Source organism: Streptomyces sp. NBC_00667, assembly GCF_036226825.1.
GTDB lineage: Bacteria > Actinomycetota > Actinomycetes > Streptomycetales > Streptomycetaceae > Streptomyces.
Map to the genome: position 1 here is coordinate 2,957,063 of NZ_CP109022.1, position 24,954 is coordinate 2,982,016.

At 72.3% G+C, this 24,954-nt stretch carries 19 protein-coding genes and 1 tRNA gene; 6 read left to right on the forward strand and 14 right to left on the reverse strand.

What is annotated here, in order from left to right; all coding sequences use genetic code 11:
* Window positions 1-64: 64 nt before the first annotated feature.
* A complete protein-coding gene (locus OHA81_RS13710; RefSeq protein WP_329195907.1) occupies window positions 65-2,257 on the reverse strand; it encodes an MMPL family transporter in 2,193 nt (730 codons plus the stop codon).
* A 137-nt stretch (window positions 2,258-2,394) separates the two neighbouring features.
* Window positions 2,395-2,985 carry a TetR/AcrR family transcriptional regulator gene (locus tag OHA81_RS13715; RefSeq protein ID WP_329195909.1) on the reverse strand — a complete coding sequence of 197 codons (591 nt, stop codon included), beginning with the start codon at window positions 2,983-2,985 and terminating at the stop codon, window positions 2,395-2,397.
* Window positions 2,986-3,138: 153 nt separating this feature from the next.
* Here OHA81_RS13715 and OHA81_RS13720 point away from each other — a divergent pair, with 153 nt between their 5' ends.
* A complete protein-coding gene (locus OHA81_RS13720) occupies window positions 3,139-6,477 on the forward strand; it encodes a S41 family peptidase (protein WP_329195910.1) in 3,339 nt (1,112 codons plus the stop codon).
* Window positions 6,478-6,631: 154 nt separating this feature from the next.
* On the opposite strand, the gene OHA81_RS13725 is transcribed toward OHA81_RS13720, so the two are convergent.
* From OHA81_RS13725 to OHA81_RS13735, 3 genes are read right to left on the reverse strand one after another with little or no spacing between them, the layout of a single operon-like run.
* Window positions 6,632-7,525 (reverse strand): SDR family oxidoreductase, encoded by an 894-nt coding sequence (locus tag OHA81_RS13725; RefSeq protein WP_329195912.1) that lies wholly within the window; start codon window positions 7,523-7,525, stop codon window positions 6,632-6,634.
* Window positions 7,522-8,472: an alpha/beta fold hydrolase gene (locus OHA81_RS13730; protein WP_329195913.1), complete on the reverse strand. Its 951-nt coding sequence runs from the start codon at window positions 8,470-8,472 to the stop codon at window positions 7,522-7,524. The genes OHA81_RS13725 and OHA81_RS13730 overlap by 4 nt, the downstream gene beginning before the upstream one ends.
* Window positions 8,469-10,046, reverse strand: a complete 1,578-nt coding sequence (locus OHA81_RS13735) for a flavin-containing monooxygenase (protein WP_329202259.1) — start codon at window positions 10,044-10,046, stop codon at window positions 8,469-8,471. Before OHA81_RS13735 ends, OHA81_RS13730 begins: the two co-directional genes overlap by 4 nt.
* Before the next feature lie 161 nt (window positions 10,047-10,207).
* On the opposite strand from OHA81_RS13735, the gene OHA81_RS13740 reads away from it, so the two are divergent.
* Window positions 10,208-10,906, forward strand: a complete 699-nt coding sequence (locus tag OHA81_RS13740; RefSeq protein ID WP_329195914.1) for a MerR family transcriptional regulator — start codon at window positions 10,208-10,210, stop codon at window positions 10,904-10,906.
* On the opposite strand, the gene OHA81_RS13745 is transcribed toward OHA81_RS13740, so the two are convergent.
* Entirely contained in the window at window positions 10,888-11,691 is an 804-nt protein-coding gene (locus tag OHA81_RS13745) for an exodeoxyribonuclease III (protein ID WP_329195915.1), read from the reverse strand. The two genes, OHA81_RS13740 and OHA81_RS13745, sit on opposite strands and share 19 nt — an antisense overlap.
* 38 nt (window positions 11,692-11,729) lie before the next feature.
* Between OHA81_RS13745 and OHA81_RS13750 the strand changes: the two genes are divergently transcribed.
* Window positions 11,730-12,239, forward strand: a complete 510-nt coding sequence (locus OHA81_RS13750; protein ID WP_329195916.1) for a GNAT family N-acetyltransferase — start codon at window positions 11,730-11,732, stop codon at window positions 12,237-12,239.
* A 143-nt stretch (window positions 12,240-12,382) separates the two neighbouring features.
* On the opposite strand, the gene OHA81_RS13755 is transcribed toward OHA81_RS13750, so the two are convergent.
* The 7 genes from OHA81_RS13755 to galU form a co-directional block, all read right to left on the reverse strand.
* Window positions 12,383-12,456: transfer RNA gene (locus tag OHA81_RS13755), tRNA-Ala, on the reverse strand.
* Between the two features lie 78 nt (window positions 12,457-12,534).
* Window positions 12,535-13,554, reverse strand: coding sequence for a divisome protein SepX/GlpR (sepX, locus tag OHA81_RS13760; RefSeq protein ID WP_329195917.1), 1,020 nt, complete (start codon window positions 13,552-13,554; stop codon window positions 12,535-12,537).
* A gap of 147 nt (window positions 13,555-13,701) precedes the next feature.
* The gene (locus OHA81_RS13765; protein WP_329195919.1) at window positions 13,702-14,340 is read right to left on the reverse strand and encodes a GNAT family N-acetyltransferase; all 639 of its coding nucleotides are present in this window, start codon (window positions 14,338-14,340) and stop codon (window positions 13,702-13,704) included.
* 17 nt (window positions 14,341-14,357) lie between these two features.
* Window positions 14,358-14,858, reverse strand: a complete 501-nt coding sequence (locus OHA81_RS13770; protein ID WP_329202261.1) for a MogA/MoaB family molybdenum cofactor biosynthesis protein — start codon at window positions 14,856-14,858, stop codon at window positions 14,358-14,360.
* A 92-nt stretch (window positions 14,859-14,950) separates the two neighbouring features.
* Window positions 14,951-15,463 carry a cyclic pyranopterin monophosphate synthase MoaC gene (gene moaC / locus OHA81_RS13775; RefSeq protein ID WP_329195920.1) on the reverse strand — a complete coding sequence of 171 codons (513 nt, stop codon included), beginning with the start codon at window positions 15,461-15,463 and terminating at the stop codon, window positions 14,951-14,953.
* A 74-nt stretch (window positions 15,464-15,537) separates the two neighbouring features.
* A complete protein-coding gene (gene glp / locus OHA81_RS13780) occupies window positions 15,538-16,875 on the reverse strand; it encodes a molybdotransferase-like divisome protein Glp (protein WP_329195922.1) in 1,338 nt (445 codons plus the stop codon).
* Between the two features lie 4 nt (window positions 16,876-16,879).
* Window positions 16,880-17,782 (reverse strand): UTP--glucose-1-phosphate uridylyltransferase GalU, encoded by a 903-nt coding sequence (galU, locus tag OHA81_RS13785; RefSeq protein WP_329195924.1) that lies wholly within the window; start codon window positions 17,780-17,782, stop codon window positions 16,880-16,882.
* A gap of 140 nt (window positions 17,783-17,922) precedes the next feature.
* Between galU and OHA81_RS13790 the strand changes: the two genes are divergently transcribed.
* Window positions 17,923-18,519: a 5-formyltetrahydrofolate cyclo-ligase gene (locus OHA81_RS13790; RefSeq protein ID WP_329195925.1), complete on the forward strand. Its 597-nt coding sequence runs from the start codon at window positions 17,923-17,925 to the stop codon at window positions 18,517-18,519.
* A 3-nt stretch (window positions 18,520-18,522) separates the two neighbouring features.
* On the opposite strand, the gene OHA81_RS13795 is transcribed toward OHA81_RS13790, so the two are convergent.
* Window positions 18,523-21,387 carry a penicillin acylase family protein gene (locus tag OHA81_RS13795; protein WP_329195926.1) on the reverse strand — a complete coding sequence of 955 codons (2,865 nt, stop codon included), beginning with the start codon at window positions 21,385-21,387 and terminating at the stop codon, window positions 18,523-18,525.
* A gap of 213 nt (window positions 21,388-21,600) precedes the next feature.
* On the opposite strand from OHA81_RS13795, the gene OHA81_RS13800 reads away from it, so the two are divergent.
* Window positions 21,601-23,121 (forward strand): potassium/proton antiporter, encoded by a 1,521-nt coding sequence (locus OHA81_RS13800; RefSeq protein ID WP_329195927.1) that lies wholly within the window; start codon window positions 21,601-21,603, stop codon window positions 23,119-23,121.
* A 427-nt stretch (window positions 23,122-23,548) separates the two neighbouring features.
* On the forward strand, window positions 23,549-24,847 hold the full coding sequence (locus tag OHA81_RS13805) for an MFS transporter (RefSeq protein WP_329195928.1): 1,299 nt from the start codon (window positions 23,549-23,551) through the stop codon (window positions 24,845-24,847).
* The last annotated feature ends 107 nt before the right edge of the window (window positions 24,848-24,954 follow it).

The window sequence follows — 24,954 nt, forward strand, 5'->3', positions numbered from 1 at the left end:
CCGGCCCCGCACCACCTGGCGATCAGGCGGTGCGGGGCCGGTCGTTCACCCGTGCGGCGCAACGTCAGGCGTTGACGAGCTCCCGGTCCTTGTCCGGACCGTGCGCGGACTCCCCGAGGTGCTTGCGCAGGCTCTCGCCCTCCACGTCCACGTTCGGCAGGATCCGGTCGAGCCACTTCGGCAGCCACCACGCCTTGTGCCCGAGCAGCGCGAGCACCGCCGGGACGATGGCCATGCGGACCACGAAGGCGTCGAAGAAGACCGCCACGGCCAGGCCGAAGCCGATCATCTTGACCATCTGCTCGCTGGCCCCGATGAAGCCCGAGAACACCGCGATCATGATGACGGCGGCGGCCACGACCACCCGCGCGCTGTACTGGAAGCCGGTCACCACGGCCTGCCCCGGGCGCTCGCCGTGCACGTACGCCTCGCGCATCCGGGTGACCAGGAAGACCTCGTAGTCCATCGCCAGGCCGAAGACGACGCCCACCATGAAGATCGGCATCATCGACATGATCGGGCCGGTCTGCTCGACCCCGAAGAGCGAGCCGAGCCAGCCCCACTGGAAGACCGCGACGACCGCGCCGAGGGCCGCGACGACCGACAGCAGGAAGCCGAGGGCCGCCTTGAGCGGCACGAGGATCGAGCGGAACACCAGCATCAGCAGCAGGAAGGCGAGACCGACGACGAGCGCGAGGTAGGGCACCAGCGCGTCGTTCATCTTCTGCGAGAAGTCGATGTTCATCGCGGTCGCGCCGGTGACGAGGACGTCGTCGCCGCTGCCGTCGCGGATGGTGTGGACGAGGTCCTCGGTCGCGGTGGAGGACGGGCGGTCCTTCGGGATCACGTTGATGATCGCCGCGTCGCCTGCCTTGTTCGGCATCGGCGGGGTGACCACGGCCACGCCGTCCAGACCCTTGATCCGGTCGACCGTCTTGTCCGCGAGCGCCTTGTCGCCGTCCACGACCACCATCAGCGGGCCGTTGAAGCCCGGGCCGAAGCCGTCGGACAGCAGGTCGTACGCCCGGCGCTGGCTGGTGGACACCGGCTGGGCGCCGTCGTCCGGCAGGCCCATCTCCAGCTTGCCCGCCGGGATCGCGATGGCGCCGAGGCCGATCACACCGGCCAGCAGCACCAGGACCGGGCGGCGCAGGACGAAGCGTGCCCAGCGGGTGCCGCCGTTGGCCTTGGGCTCGGCGCCGGCCGGCTTGCCCTTGCCGAACAGCCGGCTCTTCGTACCGGCAGGCAGGACCTTCTTGCCCGCGAAGCCGAGGATGGCCGGGACCAGGGTGAGGGCGACGAGGACCGCGATGACGACGGTGCCGGCGGCAGCGAAGCCCATCTTCGTCAGCATCGGGATGTTGACGACGGCCAGACCCACGAGGGCGATGACCACGGTCAGACCGGCGAACACCACGGCGGAACCGGCGGTTCCGGCAGCCCGGCCCGCAGCCTCGTCGCGCTCACGGCCCTCGGCGAGCTCCGCGCGGTAGCGGGAGACGATGAAGAGGGCGTAGTCGATGCCGACGGCGAGGCCGATCATCATCGCGAGGGTGGAGGTGGTGGAGCCGAGGTCCAGCACGTTGGCGAGCGCCGTGATGGAGGAGACGCCGATGCCCACGCCGATCAGCGCGGTCAGCAGCGGCAGTCCGGCCGCGATCAGCGAGCCGAAGGTGATGACCAGGACGACGGCCGCGATCAGGATGCCGATGACCTCGCCGGAGCCGGTCTCGGGCGCCGTCATCAGCGCGTCACCGCCGATCTCGACGGTCAGCCCGGCCGCCTGCGCGTCCTTCCCGGACTCCTTGAGCGCCTCGCGCGTCGCGTCGGTCAGCTCCATGCCGCTGACCTTGTACTTGGTGCTGATGTAGGCAGTACGGGAGTCCTGGCTGATCGCCTTGGACTGGTACGGGTCGTCGACCGAGGCGATCTGGTCGGCGCCGGCGCCGCCCTTGAGCCCGGAGACGATCTTCTCGACCTGGGCCTTGGGGGCCGGGTCGGTGACCTTGGCGCCGTCCGGGGCCTTGATGACGATGCGGGCGGTCGCGCCGTTGGCGGTCATGCCCGGGAAGCGCTGCTCCAGCAGGTCGAAGGCCTTCTGGGCCTCCGTGCCGGGTATGGAGAACGAGCCTGAGGTGGGGGCGGACGCCGACGCCGCGCCGAAACCGGCGGCGAACAGCAGTGCCACCCAGACGAGGGCGACGAAGCGACGGCGCCGGAAGGCGCCCCTGCCGAGTCGGTAGAGGAAGGTGGCCACGTCGGTGGTTCTCCCGTTCGGGTCGTGGAGTGGGTGGGGGCGCCGTGGGCGCCCCCCGAGGGCATGGAGAGCCGACCCGACGACGAGAGCGGCGTGTCAGGAGCAGCGGACCCACCCCGGGGAGGGTGGGGGAAGGATCAGACGCCGAGGGCGGGGAACACCACGGCGTCGATGAAGCAACCGAGGAAAGCCCGGTCCACCGGGCGGTCCTCGATCAGCGGGAGCGCGATGAACGCCCCGATGAGCATGTGCGGTACGAAGTCGAGCGCCGGGCAGTCCGGGGCGATCTCCCCCCGGTCCACCGCCCGCCGCAGCATCATCTGCAGACCGTTGATCTCGGGGTCCACCAGCAGGTCCCGCAGCGCCTTGTGGAGCTCCGGGCTCTCGTGGACGGCGTGGGCCAGGCCCCGCATCAGGGCGGTGTCCTTGGCCATCTGCGCGTCGTCGGAGTGCTCGACCATGAGGGCGAAGTCCCCGCGCAGACTGCCGGTGTCGATCTCCCGCAGGGAGACCGGCTTGGTGCACCGCAGGGCCTTCGCGACCAGCTCCGGCTTGCTCCCCCACTGGCGGTAGAGGGTCGCCTTGCTGGACCTCGTACGGGCGGCGACCGCGTCCATGGTCAGCGCCTCGTAGCCGACCTCGCGCAGCAGGTCCAGGACCGCTCCGTGGAGTTCGGCTTCCCGTTCGGGGGTGATCCGGGTGCGCCGCGACGAGACCTCTTCGAGCATCTCCGCTTCCTCCCATCCGAACGGAACCGTTTCGTACTCCTCGAACCATACCCCGGCGCCGATCGAAACGAAACCGTTCCGTTTCGCTCGAGCCCGTGGCATGGATCACCTGTACGAGTTGCCAGGGCCCCGCCGCGCGGAAAGCATTGGGGGGTGAGTCACGACGGCGCGTACCTCCGATACCCGCACCTGCACGACGACCTCCTGTGCTTCGCCACCGAAGACGACCTCTGGGTGGCGCCCCTCGTCCCGCCCGGCGCCACCGCCGGCCGGGCCTGGCGGATCACCGTCGACCGGACGCGGGTCGGGCACCCGCGCTTCTCCCCCGACGGGCGCCACATCGCCTTCACCACCTGGCGCAGCCTCGACCCGGAGATCCACCTCGCCCCCGTGGACGGCGGGCCCGCCCGCAGACTGAGCTACTGGGGTTCCACCGACACCCGGGTCTGCTGCTGGACCCCGCCGGACAAGGACGGCCGCAGCGACATCCTGGCCGTCTCCTCGCACGGCCAGCCCTTCTCCTACTACTCCTGGGCCTACTGCCTGCCCACCGACGGCAGCCCCGGCGGCCGGCTCCCCTGGGGCCCGGTCTCCGACATCGCCGTCCAGGACGTCCCGGGCGCCAACGGCACCCCCGAGCGGCGCACCCTGCTGCTCACGGGCAAGCCGCCGCACGAGCCGGCGGCCTGGAAGCGCTACCGGGGCGGTGCCACCGGCCGGCTCTGGCTGCACGGGACCCGGCTGCTGGAGGACATCGAGGGCCACCTCGACTCGCCCATGTTCGTGGACGGCCGGATCGCCTTCCTCTCCGACCACGAGGGGATCGGCAACCTCTACTCCTGCCTGCCCGACGGCACCGACCTGCGGCGCCACACCGACCACGAGGAGTTCTACGCCCGCCACGCCTCCAGCGACGGCACCCGGGTCGTCTACCAGTGCGCGGGCGACCTGTGGCTCGTCGACTCCCTGGCCCCCGACGCCTCGCCGCGGCGGCTCGACGTCCGCCTCGGCGGCCCGCGCGCGGGGCGGCGTACGTACCAGGTGCCGGCCGCCAGCCACGTCGACTCGCTCTCCGTCGACACGACCGGGCGGGCCAGCGCCGTGGTCGTGCGCGGCAGCCTGTACTGGCTCACCCACCGCGACGGCCCGGCCCGCACCATCGCCGACACCCCGGGCGTGCGCGTGCGGCTGCCGGAGATGCTCGGCAGCGGCGGACAGGTCGCGTACGTGACGGACGCCGAGGGCGAGGACGCCATCGAGATCGCCTACCTGCCCCGCGCCTCAGGGCCCCGGCAGCCGCGCCGGCTGGCCTCCGGGAAACTGGGCCGGGTCCTGGAACTGGTGTCCGACCCGGACGGGGAGCGCCTGGCGATCGCCTCGAACGACGGGCGGCTGCTGCTCATCGACGCCACGGAGGAGCCGGAGGAGGCGGAGGAGTCCGAAGGCTCGGGCGGATCGGGCGGCTCCGGCGGCGAGGTCACCGAGCTGGTGCGGTCCGTCAACGGCCCGGTCAACGACCTGGCGTTCTCCCCCGACGGCTGCTGGCTGACCTGGTCGCACCCCGGCATCGGGCGGTCGCTGCGCCAGATCAAGATGGCGCGGATCGCCGGCCCCGGCCCCCGTACGGTCGTCGACGTCACCAACGGCCGCTTCGAGGACGAGAACCCGGTCTTCACCCGGGACGGCCGCTACCTCGCCTTCCTGTCGTGGCGCGGCTTCGACCCGGTGTACGACGTGCACACCGGCGACCTGTCCTTCCCGTTGGGCTGCCGCCCGTACCTGGTGCCCCTGTCCTCGGCCACTCCTTCCCCGTTCGCGTTCACCCCCGACGGCAGGCCCGCCGCCGGCGGACTCGACCCGGTGGAGGGCGAGTCGGGCGAGGGCGACGGCGCCGTGACGGTGGAAGTGGAGGGGCTGGAGAGCCGGGTGACGCCCTTCCCGGTCGCCGCGTCGAAGTACTCCGCCCTCTACCCCGTGCACGGCGGCGGGCTGGTCTGGCTGCGCTGGCCGATCTCGGGCGCGCTCGGCGAGACCTTCGCCAACCCGGCGGACATGACCGGCAAGCCGACTCTGGAGTACTTCGACATCACTAAGGCGCGCAAGACCGAGCTGGCCTCGGGGCTGGACTGGTTCGCGGTCAGCGGGGACGGCACCCGGCTGGTGGTCAACGACGACGGCGACCTCCGCGCGGTCCCGGCGACCGAGTCGGGCGACAGCGACTCCACCGTCTACCTGGACCTGCGGCGCATCCTGCACGAGGTCGACCCGGCCGCCGAATGGCGCCAGGCCTTTGAGGAGGCGGGCCGGCTGATCCGCGCCTACTTCTGGGAGCCGGACATGTGCGGCATCGACTGGGACGGGGTGCTGCGCCAGTACCGCCCCCTGGTCGAACGGGTCGCGTCCCCCGACGAGTTCGCGGACCTGATGCGCGAGGTGCTCGGCGAGCTCGGCACCTCCCACGCCTACGTTTCCCCCGCGCGCCGCAACGAGGGCCCCCCGCACTACCAGCGGGCCATCGGCCTCCTCGGCGCCAACCTCGTCCCCCGCGACGGCGCCTGGACCGTGTCGCGGATCCTGCCCGGCGAGTCCTCGGACTCCAAGGCCCGCTCCCCGCTCGCCGGCACCGGCATCCGCGAGGGCGCGGTCCTCACCCACGTCGACGGCCGCGCGGTCGATCCGGTGGCGGGGCCGTACCCCCTGCTGTCGGCGGCGGGCGGCACCACGGTCGAGCTGACCTTCGAGCCGGCCGAGGGGGAGGGCCGGGCGCGCCGGGTCGCGGTCGTCCCGCTCGTCGACGAACGGCCGTTGCGCTACCAGGACTGGGTCTCCAAGCGGCGGGCGGTGGTCCGGGAGCTCAGCGGCGGCAAGTGCGGCTACCTCCACATCCCCGACATGGGCGGCTCGGGCTGGGCCCAGTTCAACCGGGACGTGCGGATGGAGATGTCGCGGCCCGCGCTGATCGTGGACGTGCGCGGCAACGCGGGCGGGCACATCAGCGAGCTGGTGGTGGAGAAGCTGACCCGGTCGATCCTCGGCTGGGACCTCACGCGGGGCGCGCAGCCGGTCTCGTACGCCTCGAACGCGCCCCGGGGTCCGATCGTGGCACTGGCCGACGAAGCGACCTCCTCCGACGGGGACATGATCACGGCGGCGTTCAAGCTGCTGGGGCTCGGGCCGGTCGTCGGCCAGCGCACCTGGGGCGGGGTGGTCGGGATGACCGGCCGGCACACCCTGGGCGACGGCACGGTGATCACCGTCCCGATGAACGCGGCGTGGTTCCCGGAGTACGGCTGGTCGGTGGAGAACCACGGCGTGGAGCCGGACCTCGCGATCCTGCGCACCCCGCTCGACTGGGCGGAGGGGCGGCACGCGCAGCTGGACGACGCCGTGCACCTGGCGCTGGAGCTGCTGGAGCAGGACCCGGCAGCGGTCCCGCCCGGCTACGAGGACGTGCCGGACCTGCGCCGGCCGAAGCTACCGCCGAGGGCGTAGGCGCGCGGGCACGGCTCCACCGAGGGCGTAGGCGCGCGGGCACGGCTCCACCGAGGGCCCGGGCGCGGGGGCGCGGCCCGCCGCAACGGGCCGCGCCCCCGGGCCCCACAGCCCTCTGCGCCCCTGTGTCTCCGCGCCCCTCGGGCCGGCCCGGTCAGCCGCGCGGCGCGTCCGCCGTCCGCTCCTGCTCGTCGGCGGCGCCCCCGGCGCCGACCAGCCCCCGCGGGATGCCGGCCAGCCGGGGCTCGAAGTGCCGCATCTCCCGACGGCCGCCGGCCGCGATCAGCGCCGGGAGGTATCCCCGTACGCCCTGCGTGCCCCGCAGCCACCACTGCGCGTACACGTGCGCCGAGCGCCGCTCGATGCCGGCCACGATCCGGTCGACGGCCGGCCCGAGGGGATAGGTGCGGTTCGCCGGCCACGGCAGCCGGCCGCGCAACTCCCGCATGACCTCGTCCTGGTCCGCGCCGCGCACCATGTCGGTGTCGGTCCAGGAGAGGTAGCCGACGCCCACCTTGACGCCCTTGTAGCCGACCTCGGCGCGCAGGCAGTGCGCGAACGCCTCGACCCCGGACTTGGAGGCGCAGTACGCCGTCATCATCGGCGCCGGGGTGATCGCCGCGAGGGAGGCTATCTGGAGGAAGTAGCCGCGGCTCTCCGTCAGTACCGGCAGGAAGGCGCGGGCGGTCACGGCCCCGCCGATCAGGTTGACCTCGATCACCCGGCGCCAGGCGTCGGGGTCGGAGTCGGCGAACGGCCCGCCGGAGGCGACGCCCGCGTTGGCGACGACGACGTCCACCTTGCCGAAGCGCTGCTTGACCTCCTGCGCGACGCGGGCCATCGCCTCGTGGTCGGTGACGTCGGCGTGCCAGTGGTCGCTGTCGGTGTGCAGCCGTTCGGAGACCTCTTTGAGGGCCTCCGGCTCCAGCCCGACCAGGGCGACCTTCGCGCCGCGCGCGGACAGTTTGCGGGCCAGGAGCTCACCGACCCCGCGGGCGGCGCCGGTGACGACGGCGACCTGGCCTTCCAGACTCCTGCGAGCGCTCACGGCGTCTTCTCCTTCAGGGTGGCCTGCGTGGTGTCGGGTCGGTGCTGCGCCGGGCGGCGGGCGGCCAGCTCGCGTATCACGCGGGTGACGGCCTCCGGCGCTTCGATCGGGGTCATGTGGCCCATGCCGGGCAGCTCGGTGAGGCCGGCGCAGTCGGGCAGCGCGGCGGCGAGGGCACGGGCGTGCAGGATCGGGGTCAGCCGGTCGTTCGTGCCGCCGATGACGGCGGTGGGCACGGTCAGCGAGGCCAGGTCGGCCTCCAGGTCGAGCCCGGCGAGCACCTGCGACCAGGCGTACCGGACGCCGGTGGGGCAGCCGTGCACGATGCGCGCACAGGCCTCGACCTGGTCCGGCGTGGCGGCGGGGCCCATCGTGGCGTACCTCAGCACGCGCTTGCCGACCGGCGTGACGGGTCCGAGCGGGGCGCGGGATCCGAGGATCGCGCCGGTGATACGGGTCCGCGCGCGCCCGGCGCGCACCGGCAGGACCAGCGCCTCCGCGACGAGCCGCGCGCTGCCGGTGCTGCACAGCAGGGCGGCCGCGACGCGCTCGGCGAACCCCGGCCGCCCGGCGGCGGCCATGATCGTCATGCCGCCCATGGAGTGGCCCGCGACGACGGCCCGTTCACCGGGGGCGAGGGTGGCCTCCAGTACCGCGAGGAGGTCGTCGGCGAGCGCGGAGGTGGTGTACCAGCGCCCGGCGGGGCTGCGCCCGTGGCCGCGCTGGTCGTAGGCGATGACCCGGTGGTCCCGGGCCAGGTCGCGTATCTGGGCGGCCCAGAAGGCGGTGGAGCAGGTCCAGCCGTGGGAGAGGACCACGGGCGGGGCGTCCTCGTCGCCGTGGACCTCGACGTGCAGCCGGGCCCCGTCGGCGGAGACGGCGACCAGTTCGCGCCGGGCGGGCGGGGGCGCGTACCGGCCGGAGGTGACGTACGCCGGGCGCCTCATGCCGCGCCCTCCTCGACGGGAGCGGCGGCGGGGGCGGTGGGCGCCGGGACCGCGGGCGCCGGGACCGCCGCCTTGACGGCCGGGACCCGCTCGCGGTCCCGCTCCCGGACGCGTACGACCTCGTACTCCGCGAGGTCGACCGAGCGCGTCTCGCGCCGGAACTCGCCCGTGGTGCCCGGCCAGACGGTCGTGTTGCGGCCGCCGGCGTCCAGGTACCAGCTGGTGCAGCCGCCGGTGTTCCAGACCGTCCGTTCCATCCGGGCCTGGACGCGCCGGTTCCAGGCACCCACCGCCGAGGGCCTGGCGGCGAGGGCGGCCCGGCCGCCGAGCACGTCCAGCTGGCGCAGGTAGTCGGCCATGTAGTTCAGCTGCGACTCGATCATCAGGATCATCGAGCTGTTGCCGAGCCCGGTGTTGGGCCCGATGATCGTCATCCAGTTGGGGAAGCCGGCCGCCGTCGCCCCGCGCAGCGCCTGCATCCCGTCCTTCCACGCGTCCGCCAGCGTCTCGCCGCCGGCGCCCACCACCCGGTCGGCGATCGGCATGTCGGTGACGTGGAAGCCCGTGCCGAAGACGACGGCGTCCACCTCGGTCTCGGTCCCGTCCGCCGCCACCAGCGTGCTGCCCCGGACCTCCGCCAGCCCGGAGGCCACCAGGTCCACGTTGGGCCGGGCGAGCGCCGGGTAGTACTCGCTGGACAGCAGGATCCGCTTGCAGCCGATCCGGTAGGAGGGGGTCAGCTTGGCCCGCAGCTGCGGGTCCTTGATCGAGCGCGCCATGTTGGCCTTGGCCAGGGACTCGATCAGCCCGAGCTGACCGGGCCGCTTGGTGAAGGCGCTGACCTGGAGTTCGCGGATCCCCCACAGCAGCCCGCGCCGCGCCGCCCGGGTGAACGGCAGCTGGCGGTGCAGCCAGCGCTCGGCGGTGGAGATCGCCCGGTCCGTGCGGGGCATCACCCACGGCGGGGTCCGCTGGAACAGCGTCAGGCGCTCCACGTCGGGGGCGATGGCGGGCACGATCTGGATCGCCGAGGCGCCGGTGCCGATCATCGCGACGCGCTTGCCGCGCAGGTCGTAGTCGTGGTCCCAGCGGGCGGAGTGGAAGACCTTCCCGGGGAACGTGTCCAGCCCCGGGACCTCCGGCACCTTCGGGTCCGACAGCGGCCCGGTCGCCGACACCACCACGTCGGCGGTCAGTTCACCGGCGGGGGTCTCGATCTCCCAGCGCAGCTCCTCGGCGTCCCAGCGCATCATCCGCACCTCGGAGTCCAGCCGGATGTGCGGGCGCAGCCCGAAGGTGTCGGCGACGTGTTCCAGGTACGCGCGGATGGCGGGCTGCCCGGAGAAGGTCCGGGGCCAGTCCGGGTTGGGCGCGAAGGAGAAGGAGTACAGGTGCGAGGGGACGTCGCACGCGCACCCGGGATAGCTGTTGTCGCGCCACGTCCCGCCGACCGAGCCGGCCCGTTCCAGCACGACGAAGTCCGTGATCCCCTCGCGCCGCAGCCGTACCGCCGCGCCCAGCCCGCCGAACCCGGAGCCGATCACCGCCACCCGCACGTGCTCGCGCCCGTCCATGCCGCCCATGCCCGCCGCCTTCCGCTTCCACAGTCCCAGCCCGCACCGTCATCGAACACTGCCAGCAATCACTGGCACAATCGGGAGGGTAGAGCAGCCCCGTACCCATGGGTAGGGGTCTCGCCGGGAAAGTTACTGCGGGTACGCCCTACGCTGCGCATGTGGCGGAAGAAAAGACACACGAATACCGTACGGAGGAGCTGGCCGAGGCGGCCGGCATCCCGGTGCGCACCCTGCGCTTCTACCGCGAGCGCAAGCTCCTCCCACCGCCCCGCCGCGAAGGCCGGATCGCCTGGTACGACGAGCACCACCTCGCCCGGCTGCGCACCATCGCCGCCCTCCTGGAACGCGGTCACACCCTCGGCGGGATCGCCGAGCTCACGGCCGCCTTCGAACACGGCCGCGACGTCGGCCAGCTCGGCGAGCTGCTCGGCATCGGCTGGTCGGAGGAGACCCCGGTACGGCTGACGCCCGAGGCGCTGGCCGACTACTTCGAGGGGGAGGTCACCCCGGAGAACCTGGCGGCCTCCCTGGACCTCGGCTACCTCGCCGTCGACGGCGACGAGATCGTGCACGTCAGCCGCCGTCTGCTGGAGGTCTCCTCGGCGCTGGTCCGCGAGGGCGTCCCGCTGGCCGCGGTGCTGGAGACCGGCCGCCGGGTGCGCGCGCACGCCGACGCGATGGCGGCCCTGTTCACGGAGCTGATCTCCGCGCACCTGACGCAGGACGCCCTGCCCCGGCTGCGTCCGCTCGCCAAGAGCGTGGTCGAGGCGGAGCTCACCATGGCGATGGACCGCCTGCTGGCCCCGGGGGCACCCGGGGCGTCGGGGCCCTCCGGAGCTCAGGACCCCAGCTCGTAGACCACCGTCACGGGGGCGTGGTCCGACCACCGCTCCGGGTGCGTCTCGGCCCGCTCCACCCACGCCTTCACCGCGCGTCCCGCCAGCCCCGGGGTGGCCACCTGGAGGTCGATGCGCCAGCCGGCGTCGTTGTCGAAGGCGCGGCCGCGGTAGGACCACCAGGAGTACGGCCCGTCGGTGTCCGGGTGCAGCACGCGCACGACGTCGACGTAGCCGGCCTCCTGGTACACGTTGCCGAGCCACTCCCGTTCCTCGGGCAGGAAACCGGCGTTCTTGCGGTTGGTCTTCCAGTTCTTGAGGTCCGCTTCCCGGTGGCAGATGTTCCAGTCGCCGCAGACCACGACCTCGCGCCCGTCGGCGGCGGCCCGCACCTTGAGCTCGGCGAGGTGGGCGATGAACTCCTCCATGAACCGGTACTTCTCGTCCTGCTTCTCCGTGCCCGCCTCTCCGGACGGCAGGTACAGGCTCGCCACGGTCACCCCGGGCAGGTCCACCTCGACGTACCGGCCGGAGCCGTCGAACTCGGCGCTCCCGAAGCCGATCTGCACCCGCTCGGGCGCCCGGCGCGTGTAGAGCGCGACCCCGGCCCGGCCCTTGACGGCGGCCGGGGCGAACACGGTGTGCCACCCCTCGGGCTCCCGCGCCTCCACCGGGATCTGCTCTTCCTCGGCCCGTACCTCCTGGAGGCACACGACGTCGGCGTCGGACCCGGCGAGCCACTCCACGAAGCCCTTCTTCGCTGCGGCGCGGATCCCATTCACATTCACGGTGGTCACGGTGAGCATCCCCGCACGATAGCGGGAGCGTTCCGTACGATGTTCCGATGTCTCACGGGATTACCCTGCGCGCCGTGCCGTACGACCACCCGGACGCGGTCAAGCTCGACGACCAGGTCCAGCTCGAATACCGGGCCCGCTACGAGGGGGAGGGCGACGCGACCGTCCTCGACCCGGCGATGTTCGCCCCGCCGAACGGCCTGTACTTCGTGGCCTACGACACAACCGGCGCCCCGGTCGCGAGCGGCGGCTGGCGCGCCCGCGACGAGAGCCCGGAGGGCTACCGCGACGGCGACGCGGAACTCAAGCGCATGTACGTCATCCCCGAGGCCCGCGGCCTGGGCCTGGCCCGCCGCATCCTCGCGCTCCTCGAAACCGACGCCCGCGAGGCCGGGCGCCTGCGCATGGTCCTCGAAACCGGCGACCAACAACCGGAAGCCATAGCCCTCTACCGCTCCTCGGGCTACGACGACTGCCCCAAGTTCGGCTACTACCGCACGTACGAGTCCAGCGTCTGCATGGCCAAGCCCCTGACCCGCTCCCCCCTGACCCGCTGACGCTCCGCGGGTCCGCCGGGCGGGGGCTCCCCGGCGTGCCCCCGGCCGACGGTACGACCCCGCAAACGCCGAGATCCCGTCCGGTCTTTCGACCGGACGGGATCTCGTGACGTTCCCGGGAGCCACCCGGGAACTGTCGTCTGTGGACCTGTGGGGATTTGAACCCCAGACCCCCTCGATGCGAACGAGGTGCGCTACCAGACTGCGCCACAGGCCCTTGCGACGTGTGAAACATTAGCATCCCCGCGCGGGTGCTCCAAAACCGGTTCTCGGGAGCGTCCGCGCAGGTCACCGATCACTCGTTCGCGGCGCGGGGGCGGGACTCGCCCTCGTACTGGTCGAAGAGCGGGGTGCGGCCGCGCTCGCGGCCGCGGGGGCGCGGGGGCTTCGGTTCCGCCGCCGCGGGCTTCGGCGGGCCCGGCTGGGCGCGCAGGCGGGGTTCGGTCGGCTCCGCGGTGCTGGAGCGGGTCGCGCTCCAGGCGTCGGGGGCCGCCGGACCGGTGGCGCGGGGGGCGACCGGGGCCGTCACGTAGGTCGGCAGCGGGACCGGGACCGGCTCCCAGCTGTCGCCGCGCGCCGGGCCCCGCTCGCGCTCGCGCTGCTGGTCCACCCACTCGGCGTGGTCGGTCTGCTCCACCACCGCGCGCCGCCCCGCCTCCTGCGGGGACACCGGCGGCGCGGGATCCGGTTCGGCGCCGGCCGCGGCCTCCGACTCGCGTCGGCGCGAGTGGTGCTCGCGCAGCCGCCGGGCGGCCGCCTCCGCGCGCCGGCGGTCCATGGTGAACTCGTAGCGCCGCCGCTCCTGGACCCGCAGGTGCACGATGTAGGCGCTCAGCAGCAGCGCGGGGACGGCCGGCGCCCACAGGAAGCGCAGGCCGCCGACCGCGGCGACGACCGCGCCCAGGGTGAAGACCAGGAAGAGCAGCGCGGTGGTGCGCCTGCGGCGGGCGAGGACCTGGAGGCGCTGCTCGCGCCGGGCCCGCTCCGCCCGCTGCGCGCCGGCCGACCTCGGTTCCGCCCTGGTCGGGGGCACGACGAAAGCCCGGGCGTCGGCTTCCACGGAATTCACCGTTTCCGTCGCCGCGTCCGGGTCCGCGTGGGGCTGGGGTTCCACCTCTTCGGCACCGCGCTCACGCAGTCCCTTGGCGTAACGGCGCTCCATTCCCGCCCGGCCGGAAAGCAGCCGGATGGCAGTGGAGAAGCGTTCCGTCGGACGGGCTTCGTTCAGCTCGTCCTGCCTCCGGAGCCACATGGGCACCAAGTAGGCGGCCCAGGCCCCGACAATGACTGCGTAGATGAGGCCGCTGCTGCTCACACCCCACACCGTAGAGGGACGCGGGCGAGGGGATCGGCCAATTGAGCCGGTGTGTCGCGCGATCTCGCTGATATCACCGACTTTTTTTGTGATTCTTCGGATCAGGTTATGGACGAACCCGAAAGAATTCGAACGCTTTTGCGATTTTTATGAATTGGGGAGGCCCCGCGGGCCCGTAGGTCCGTCCCGGTGGCGCGCCGCCGCCCTGCGGTGCCAGCGGTGCAACAGCCCCTCGGGAACCTCCTCCGCCGTGAGCGCGAAGACGAGGTGGTCCCGCCAGGCACCATCGATGTGGAGGTAGCGCGGCCGCAGCCCCTCCTCGCGGAACCCGAGCTTCTCCACCACCCGGCGGCTCGGACCGTTCTCCGGCCGGATGCACACCTCGATCCGGTGCAGTCCGACCTTCGCGAAGCAGTGGTCCACCGCGAGCGCGACGGCCGTCGGCATCACCCCGCGCCCCGCGACGTCGCGGTCCACCCAGTAGCCCACGTGACCCGCGCACATCGACCCCCAGGTGATCCCGGCGACCGTCAACTGGCCGACCAGCCGCCCCTGGTACTCGATGACGAACGGCAGCATCCGCCCCGCGTTCGCCTCCGCCCGCAGGTGACGGACCATCTGGCGGTACGTCGGCCGGTGGATGACCGGCCCCCACGGCGCGGGCGGCGGGATCGTGGCCTCCCACGGCCGCAGCCAGTCCCGGTTGCGGCGGTTGACCTCGCGCCACGCGCGCTGGTCCCGCAGCTTTATCGGCCTGAGCGTGACGTCACCGTCCGTCAGCACCACGGGCCAGGAAGGGCCGTTCAGCTCGCGCTCCCGGAAGGTCTGGGGTGATCGCCGCCCCGGATCTGGTCGACGGCGTGCAGCAGGATCCGCTCCAGCACCGCGAGGCCGTCGCGCACCCCGCCCGTCGAACCGGGCAGGTTCACGATCAGGGTGTGGCCCGCCACGCCCGCCAGGCCCCGGGACAGCGCGGCCGTCGGTACCTTCGCCAGGCCCTCGGCGCGGATGGCCTGCGGGATGCCGGGGACCTCGTAGTCCAGTACCCGCGCGGTGGCGTCCGGGGTGCGGTCCGTCGGCGAGATGCCGGTACCGCCGGTGGTCAGGATGACGTCGTACCCGGCGGCCACGCCCTCGCGCAGCGCCTCCTCGACGGGGTCCCCGTCCGGCACCACGCGCGGCCCGTCCACGGCGAAGCCGAGCCGGCCGAGCCCCTCCGCCAGCAGCGGGCCGCCCTTGTCGGCGTACACGCCCGCCGAGGCGCGGTTCGAGGCGGTGACCACCAGGGCGCGCGGGGTGCGCACCGGCTCCGCGGCGACCGGCTCGGCCGTCCACGCCCGGCCCTGCGCGGGGGGGAGGTGGCTGTGGCTGAACGCCTCGCCGCCGCGCGGGGCGTTCACGCGCGGCTCCAGTCGCCGGACTTGCCGCCGGTCTTCTCCTCCACCCGGACGTCCGTGATGACCGCGCCCTTGTCGACGGCCTTGACCATGTCGATCACGGTGAGCCCGGCGACGGCGACCGCGGTCAGCGCCTCCATCTCCACGCCGGTGCGGTCGGTCGTCTTGACGGTGGCCAAGATCTCCACGGCGTCGTCGGCGACCGCGAGGTCGACCTTCACCCCGGAGACGGCCAGCGGGTGGCAGAGCGGGATCAGGTCGGGGGTCTTCTTCGCCCCCATGATCCCGGCGATCCGCGCGGTGGCGAGGGCGTCGCCCTTGGGCACGCCCTCACCCCGCAGCAGCTCGATCACCCGGGGGGAGACGAGGACGCGCCCGCTGGCCCGGGCCGTGCGGGTGGTGACGTCCTTCTCCGAGACGTCGACCATCCGCGCCGCACCGGCCTCGTCGATGTGCGTCAGCCTGCTGTGCTCAGGGGGTCCGGGGGTCTCCGCCCGGGAAAACGCTGCCATAGGTTCGTGCCGCTCCCGCTCCGGGCCCGCGAGGGGCCTGTGTGGTGCAACACGCTACCCGCACCGGCCGGTCCTCAGCCGAGCAGGACCACTTCCAGTTCGGCCCCCGGCTCCACCGTGGTGACGTCCTCCGGTACCACGATCAGCGAGTCGGCGTGCGCCAGGGCGGCGATCAGGTGGGACCCCGATCCGCCGACCGGGCTGACGGTCCCGCTCTGCGCGTCGTAGGCGCCGCGCAGGAACTGACGGCGGCCGGCGGGGGAGCCGATGGCCCGGTCCGCCTTGAGCACGGCCCGTACGGCCGGACGGCTGACGTCGGGCAGGCCCATCAGCGCCCGGATCGCGGGGCGGACGAACAGCTCGAAGGAGACGTAGGACGACACCGGGTTGCCCGGCAGCGCCAGCAGGGGGGTGTGGTCGGGGCCGATGGTGCCGAAGCCCTGCGGCTTGCCCGGCTGCATGGCCAGCTTGCGGAAGTCGATCCCGGCGCCGTCCACCGCGTCGGAGCCGGTGGCGACCGCCGTCAGCGCCTCCTTGACGACGTCGTACGCGCCGACGCTGACCCCGCCCGTGGTGACCAGCAGGTCGGCCCGGACCAGCTGGTCCTCGATGGTCGCGCGCAGGGTGTCCGCGTCGTCCGCGACGGCGCCGACCCGGTAGGCGAGGGCGCCGGCGTCCCGCGCGGCCGCTGCCAGCGCGAAGCTGTTGGAGTCGTAGATCGACCCGGCGCCCAGGGCCTCCCCCGGCTGGACCAGCTCGCTGCCGGTGGACAGGACGACCACCCGGGGCCGCGGCCGGACCCGTACGCTGCCCCGTCCGATGGCGGCGAGCAGCGCGATCTGCGGCGGACCGAGCACCGTACCGGCTGCCAGCGCCAGGTCACCGGCCTGTACGTCGCTGCCGCGCGAGCGGACGTGCTGCCGGGCCTCGGCCGGCCGGTGCACCCGTACCTCGCCGCCCGCGCCCTCGGGTGCGGCGCTGGCCGGGGTCATCTGGGAGGCCGCGCCGCCGCCCGTGCCGCCGTCGGTCCACTCGACCGGTACGACGGCCTCCGCGCCGGGCGGCAGCGGGGCGCCGGTCATGATGCGGGCGGCCTGGCCGGGGCCCACGGTGGGCAGTTCACCGCTGCCCGCAGCGACGTCCCCGATCACCGTCAGCACCGCGGGGAACTCCTCGCTCGCCCCCTGGACGTCGGCCACCCGGACGGCGTAGCCGTCCATGGAGCTGTTGTCGAAGGGCGGCAGGGCGACGGGCACGGTGACGTCCTCGACCAGGACGCAGCCCTGGGCGTCGAGCAGCTGGAGCTCGATGGGCTCCAGCGGCCGGACGGCGGCGAGGACGTCCGCGAGGTGCTCGTCCACCGACCACAGACGGTGCGGGCCGGTGTCCTGCGGTGCGTCGGGGCTGCTCAAGGTGCTACATCTCCTCCGTGACGTAACGGTGAAGCCAGGTGCGGAACTCGGGGCCCAGGTCCTCCCGCTCGCACGCGAGTCGGACGATGGCCCGCAGGTAGTCACCGCGGTCCCCGGTGTCGTAGCGGCGGCCCCGGAAGACCACGCCGTGCACCGGGCCGCCCACGCTCTCGTCGGCGGCAAGCTTCTGCAGGGCGTCGGTCAGCTGGATCTCGTTGCCGCGGCCCGGCTCGGTCTCCCGCAGTATGCCGAAGATCGCGGGGTTGAGGACATAGCGTCCGATGACCGCGTAGTTGCTGGGGGCGTCAGCCGGCTCCGGCTTCTCGACGAGTCCGGTGATCCGCACGACGTCCGGCTCGTCCGTCGCCTCGACGGCGGCGCACCCGTAGAGGTGCACGTTCGCCGGGTCGACCTCCATCAGGGCGATGACGGTGCCGCCGGTGCGGGCGTGGACGTCGACCATCTGGCGCAGCAGCGGGTCGCGGGGGTCGATCAGGTCGTCACCGAGCAGGACGGCGAAGGGCTCGTCGCCGACGTGCGGCTCGGCGCAGAGCACGGCGTGGCCGAGGCCGCGCGGGTCGCCCTGGCGGACGTAGTGCATGGTGGCCAGGTCGCTCGACTCCTGGACCTTCTTGAGCCGGTCGTCGTCGCCCTTGGCGATGAGGGCGGACTCCAGTTCGTAATTGCGGTCGAAGTGGTCTTCGAGGGCGCGCTTGTTACGTCCTGTGATCATGAGTACGTCGTCGAGCCCCGCCGAGACGGCCTCTTCGACCACGTATTGGATGGCGGGCTTGTCCACGACCGGAAGCATTTCCTTCGGGGTCGCCTTGGTCGCCGGGAGGAAGCGAGTGCCGAGGCCCGCGGCCGGGATGACGGCCTTCTTGATCACGGGGTGCAACTGATTCATGCGCAGAACGATAGTGGGTTACGCAGAAACGCCAGGTCAGATTCCGGGGAGAAGCTCCCGGTCTGTGCCGCTTCGGAAGGAAATCTGATCCAGCTGTGGCAGGGAACCAGTCAGACGCGTCCGGCCGGAGGGCGGCCCGCGTGGCCGAGAAGGCGGCCTTGCGCCGCGAGCTGCTCGCGGCCCGCCGCGCCCGCTCCGCCGAGTCGCGCCGTACGTCGGCCCGCGCGCTCGCCCGCTCCGCCTCGGGACTGCCCGAACTGGCCGGAGCGGCGACGGTCGCCGCGTACGTCTCCGTCGGCACCGAACCCGGCACCCGCGAACTGCTCGACGCGCTCCGGGCGGCCGGGAAGCGGGTCCTGCTGCCGCTGCTGCTGCCCGACAACGACCTCGACTGGGCGGTGTACGAGGGCCCGGACAGCCTCACCGCCACCGCGCACGCGGGGAAGATGGCGCTGCTGGAGCCGTCCGGGCCGCCGCTGGGCCCGGACGCGGTGACCGGGGCGGACGCCGTCCTGCTGCCGGGACTCGCCGTCGATGCGCGCGGGATGCGGCTCGGACGCGGCGGGGGCTCGTACGACAGGGTGCTGGAGCGGCTGGAGCGCGCCGGGGCGCATCCGGCGCTGGTGGTGCTCCTCTACGACGAAGAGGTGGTCGCGCGGGTCCCGGAGGAACCGCACGACCACCCCGTCCGGGCGGTGGCCACCCCGTCGGGGGTGGTCCGCTTCGAAGGATTCTGAGCTCTACGGCTTGAGCGTCAGGGTGTCGGCCGTGGCCTTGTCCACGGCCTCCTTGCCGAACGGCCAGTCCAGCAGCTCGCCCTTGGCCCACATCGTGGTCTGGTCGGTGTAGTGGGAGTTGTACGCGTGTCCCGAGGCGCCGGTCAGGTTGATCCAGCGGGACTTGTCGAGGTCGTTGAGGTTGACGACCATCCGCATCGACGGCACCCAGGTGACGCCGTAGCCGCTGGAGGCGTTCCAGCCGGTGGCGTTGACCGTGGCCTCGCCGCCGCCCAGGTTCCACGGTCCGCGGTTCAGCAGCCACCGCATGAAGCCGGGGCCCTCGGTGCCGATCGTCTGGTTCTTGAGCGTCAGCTGGTGCAGCCGGCCCCAGCTCCAGGTCGACTGGTCCTTGCCGAGCTTGGCGGTCAGCTCCCAGCGGGCGTCCTTCATGGCCCGGGCGAACAGCTCGTCGCGGGTCGTGGTCGGCTTCTCCCGCACGGTGCCGGGCGACTTCCACCACGCCGACTTCTCGTCCTTGACCAGGCGGCGGACCACCTCGAACCAGCGGTCGCCGCCGTCCGGCTGCGCCGTGTCGGCTCCGCGGCTACCGCACTCGCGGACGATGTCGGCGAGGTCGTCGGCGGGCCCGTTGCCACTGTCCTGGACGTTCATGCAGCTGTTGGTGACGCGCAGTTCCCTCGGCATCTTGTCGCCGAAGGCGCGCTTGAGGATGTTGCGCCAAACGGCGTTGAAGTAGGCGGCCGCCGCCGAGTCGGGCTCCTGGGTGTAGTTCCAGTCCTCCAGCAGCTTCTGCGCCGAGCGCACGTCCGGGTCGGAGACCTGGATCTTGGCCAGCATCGGCGTCAGCAGCGCGGCGATCTCGCTGCTGTTGTCCATCTGCATGGTGCGCATGTCATCGGTGGAGATCTTGCCGTTGTCCTTGGTCTTCGCCTCGATGAGGTCGTTGATCCGCTGGCTGCGGGCGCCGTAGCCCCAGTCGGTGGTCAGCACGTACGGGTACTTGCCCGCGCCGGTGCCGCTCTCGGTGACGGCCTGGTTGGCCGTCACGATGTAGCCGCGCGCCGGGTTGAGTTCGTACGGCATCTCGTCCTGCGGGACGTAGCCGCTCGTGCCGTCCTTGCCGCCCTTCCAGGCGTACTTGGGGTCCCAGCCGGGCGCCGGCATGCGGCCGTCGCCGACGCGGATCGGGACGCGGCCCGGGGCCTGGTAGCCGATGTTGCCGTTGGGGCCCTTGTTGTCGGCGTAGATCAGGTTCTGGGACGGGACCTCGAAGTCGCGGGCGGCGGCGCGGAAGCCCGCGAAGTCCTTGGCCCGGTCGAGCTTGAAGACGGCGTCCATCGACTTGCCCGGGTCCAGCGCCGTCCACCGCAGGGCCACGCCGTAGCCGTCGCCGCGGTCGGGGGCGGAGCCGCTGACCGGGGCGCGGGAGCCGACGGTGGCGAGCTCGTCGCTGCGGTCGGAGATCAGCGGGCCGTTGTTGGTGGTGCGGACCGTGATCCGCTTGCTCTTGCCGCCCGCGACCTTGATCTCCTCCTCGCGGGTCGTGAAGGGGACCACCTTGTTGTCGTAGACGTAGCCGTCGGGCTTGATCTGCTCCAGGTAGAGGTCGGTGACGTCGGCGCCGAGGTTGGTCATGCCCCAGGCGATGTCGGCGTTGTGGCCGATGACCACGCCCGGCATGCCGGAGAAGGTGAAGCCGGCCACGTCGTACTGGCACTGGGGCGAGACCGCGCGGCAGTGCAGGCCCATCTGGTACCAGACGGAGGGCAGCTGGGGCGCGAGGTGCGGGTCGTTCGCGAGCAGCGGCTTGCCGGTGGTCGTGTACTTGCCCGCCACGACCCAGGAGTTCGAGCCGATGCCGCTGCCGTTGGGGCCGAGGATGGCCGGGATCTCGTCCAGGGTCTTGGCGAGGGAGGACAGCTGGGTGCGCAGGCCGACGCTCGCGCCCTGGGCGGAGGCGTTGTCGGCGAGGCCGGTGGTGATTTGGCCGTTCGGGGTGGCCTGGGAGCCGGTGCCGGTCCCCGTGCCGGTTCCGGTTCCGGTTCCGGTTCCGGTGGAGCCCGTTCCGCTGCCCGTGCCCGTCGAGCCCGCGGACGCCGTGCCCTGGGGGACGTACTTGCCCCCGGAGACGGCGCCGCCCTCGACGATCGGCTTGTTCCGGTCGAAGGGGTACGGCGGGTAGAGGTCGTCGATCTGCTGCGGCGAGAGCTTGCCGGCCATCAGCGAACGGTCGATCTCGTCCTGCATGTTGCCGCGCAGGTCCCAGGCCATCGCCTTGAGCCAGGCCACCGAGTCCACCGGCGTCCACTGCTCCGGCGTGTAATCGCCGGTCAGCTTGAGGGCCGCGTGCTCCACGGAGAGGTCCTTGCCGGACTTCCCCTTGAGGTAGGCGTTGACCCCGTCGGCGTACGCCTGGAGGTACTTCTTGGTCTCCGGTGAGAGCTTGGTGTCGTACTCGCTCTGCGCGACCTGGCGCCAGCCCAGCGTGCGCAGGAAGGCGTCGGTCTCGACCTGGCCGGAGCCGAACATCTCGGAGAGCCGCCCGGAGGTCATGTGGCGGCGGACGTCCATCTCCCAGAAGCGGTCCTGCGCGTGGACGAAGCCCTGCGCGCGGAAGAGGTCCTCGTCGTTGTCCGCGTAGAGCTGCGGGATCCCGTGCTCGTCGCGTTTGACCTCGACGGCCGCGGTCAGGCCGGGCAGCTTGAGGGAGCCGGTGGTCTGGGGATAGGAGGCACGGACGCCGTCGACGCTCCAGTACGCCCCGTAGCCGAGTCCCGCCAAGAGCGCCAGGACCATGACGAGCACGATCAGACGTGCGCGTCGTCCCTTCTTCTTGACGGAAGGGCCGGATGAGTTGGCGGGCATCGCTGTCCTTAGAGGGGCAGGGTGGTCCTGGGATTGCTGGAAGCCACCATAGGCGCAGGACCGCCCTCGATGATCCGCCAGGGGTCGAGGTCCGTAGGACAGGGGCGGGCGCACGTTTCACAATGTGGTTGTCGAGTAAAGACTCCGTCAAAGATTAGGTAAGGTAACGAAGTACTTGTCACGTGCCTCCGGAGGAACGATCCGTCAGGGCACATGGAGGGAAAGGGCCGCCCGCTGACTGTCCACCTGCTCAATGAGCTCCTGCTGGTCTGCTCGCTCGTGCTGCTCGTCGCGGTAGCGGCGGTACGCGTCTCCTCGCGCAGCGGTCTGCCCAGCCTGCTCATCTACCTCGGCATAGGCATAGCGATAGGCCAGGACGGCATAGGCAACGTCGTTTTCGACAACGCCGAACTGACCCAGGTCATCGGCTACGCCGCGCTCGTCGTGATCCTCGCCGAGGGCGGTCTGGGCACCAAGTGGAAACAGATCAGGCCGGCCCTGCCGGCGGCGATCACGCTCTCCCTCCTCGGGGTGGCGATCAGCGTGGGGGTCACGGCGGCCGGGGCGCACTACCTGGTCGGACTGGAGTGGCGCCAGGCCCTGCTGATCGGCGCGGTCGTCTCCTCGACCGACGCCGCGGCCGTCTTCTCGGTGCTGCGCAAGGTGCCGCTGCCGTCCCGCGTGACGGGTGTGCTGGAGGCGGAGTCCGGCTTCAACGACGCCCCGGTGGTCATCCTGGTGGTGTCCTTCGCGACCGTCGGACCGGTGGACGACTGGTACGTCCTGATCGGCAAGATCGCCCTCGAACTGGCCATCGGCACCGCCATCGGCCTCACGGTGGGCTTCCTGGGCGCGTACGGCCTGCGGCACGTGGCGCTGCCCGCCTCGGGCCTCTACCCGATCGCCGTGATGGCCATCGCGATCACCGCGTACGCCGCCGGCGCGATGGCGCACGGCTCCGGCTTCCTCGCGGTGTACCTGGCGGCGATGGTCCTCGGCAACGCGAAGCTGCCGCACTGGCCCGCCACCCGGGGGTTCGCGGACGGGCTCGGCTGGATCGCCCAGATCGGCATGTTCGTCCTGCTCGGCCTGCTGGTGACCCCGCACGAGCTGGCCAAGGACTTCTGGCCCGCGGTGATCATCGGACTGGTGCTGACGATGGTGGCGCGGCCGCTGGAGGTGTTCGTCAGCCTGCTGCCCTTCCGGATCCCGTGGCAGGAGCAGGCCCTGATGTCGTGGGCGGGCCTCCGCGGCGCCGTGCCCATCATCTTGGCCACCATCCCGATGGTGACCGGCATCGAGGGCAGCGACCGGGTCTTCAACATCGTCTTCGTCCTCGTCGTCGTGTACACCCTGGTCCAGGGCCCGACCCTGCCGTGGCTGGCGCGCAAGCTCGAACTCGGCGCCGCGGACGAGGCGGCGGACCTGGGCATCGAGTCCGCTCCGCTGGAGAAGCTGCGCGGGCACCTGCTGTCCTTCGCCATACCCCCGGCCTCGCGGATGCACGGCGTGGAGGTCGGAGAGCTGCGGCTCCCGGCCGGGGCGTCGGTGACGCTGGTGGTGCGGGACGGGAAGAGCTTCGTACCGGCGCCGTCGACGGTGCTGCGCCGGCAGGACGAGCTGCTGGTGGTGGCGACGGACCAGGTACGGGACGCGGCGGAGGCACGGTTGCGGGCGGTCGCGCGGGGCGGCAAGCTCGCGGGATGGCTGGGGACGGGCTCGAACGGGGCTTGAGGCGGGGCCCGGGTGGGGCTCGGGTGGGGCTCGGGTGGGCCTTTGGTGGGGCTTCGGAGCGTTAGAGCGACGTTCTAAATCTGTGATTTCGCGGTCCGGTGGGCACTTCTGCCCTGCTTTGACGGCTTGCGGAATGCGAACTTCCAGTTAATCGCAGGTGAACCCATAAATTGTCGTCGGAATCACAGGGCGTAAGCGACGGTCTGCCTGTACGATAAAGGCACACCAGAACGAACCAACTCTGCCTGACGCAGAGCTGGCGCGACCGCAAAGCGGCCGTGGCCCCCGCAGTGGGCGCCCAGGTATCACTCGGTTCTGCGCAAGAGGACAGCTCTCGGGGCTCCCACATGTACGGGTGCGGCTCGCCCACAAGGTGCCGCACCGTCCGCAGACGGGGAGTTCTACCAGGCAGCGGAAAGGCAAGGCCGTGACATCCGCGGTCACGACCGACTCGTCCGCCCGCCCCGGCTACGGACAGCTCCTGCGCACTCCCGGCGCCCTCGGCTTCCTGCTCCCGGGCTTCGCCGCCCGCCTGCCGTTCGGCATGCTGACCATCAGCATCCTGCTGCTCGTCCAGCACACCACCGGCTCCTACGCCAACGCCGGCATCGTCTCCGCCGTCACCGGCATCTCCATGGCGCTGTGCGCCCCCCTGATGGGCAACCTGACCGACAAGCACGGCCAGAGCGCCGTCCTGCTGCCGGTCGTACTCCTCCACGCCGCCGCCGTGAGCGCCCTGGTCGCGCTCGCGCTGCTCGGCGCCCCCGTCCTCGCCCTCGCCGCCGCCGCGATCCCGGCCGGCGCCTCGGTGCCGCAGGTCGGGCCGATGGTCCGGGCCCGCTGGGCCGCCAAGCTGGAGGGCTCGCCGCTGCTGCCGACCGCCGCCGCGTTCGAGTCCGTCACCGACGAGTTCACCTTCGTCGTCGGCCCGGTCCTCGCGACCGCGCTGTGCACCGGCCTGCACCCCTCGGCCGGGCTCATCACCGAAGCCACGCTCTCGCTGCTCGGCGGCCTGCTCTTCGCCGCCCAGCGCGCGACCCAGCCCAAGGGGCACGCGCAGACCTCCACCGGCGGCAAGCGCGCCTCGGCCCTGTCCTTCCCGGGTCTGCGCGTCCTGATCGTCGCCTTCCTCGGGATCGGCGCCGTCTTCGGCGGCATGCAGGTCTCGATGGCCGCCTTCTCCAGCGAGATGGGCAGCCCGGGTGCGAACGGCCTGCTGTACGGCGTCTTCGCCGCGGGCAACATGCTCGCCGGCATCGCCTGCGGCGCCATCGCCTGGAAGATCGGCCCGCGCCGCCGGCTGCTGCTCGGCTACATCGGGCTGACCGCCACCGCGTCGCTGCTGTGGACCGCCGACTCGATGGTCCTGCTCGCCGCCATCGGCCTGCTCGTCGGTCTGTGCATCGCCCCGGCCCTGATCACCGGCTACACGATGATCGAGGCGCTGATCCCGGCGAACGCCCGCACCGAGGCCTTCACCTGGCTGACCGGTGCGGTCGCCTTCGGGCAGGCCATCGCCGTGATCGTGGCCGGCCGCCTGACGGACGCGCACGGGTCCTCGTACGGGTTCCTCGTGCCGGCGGCCGCGACCGCGCTGGCGCTGGTCACGCTGCTTTCCCTGCGGGCGAAGCTCGCGCCGAAGGCGGCCGGCCGGATCGTCAGCTCTTCGGAGACCCCGCAGGCCCGGGAGAACCGGGGCCGGCAGCGGGACCTCAGCACCGTCTGAGGGTGGTGTCGGTCACCGCGCGGCCGAGATCGGTGGACTGTTCCGCCGGAATACGTCACCATGGAGCGTCGTTAGCACTCATTGAGTGAGAGTGCCAGGAGGAAATT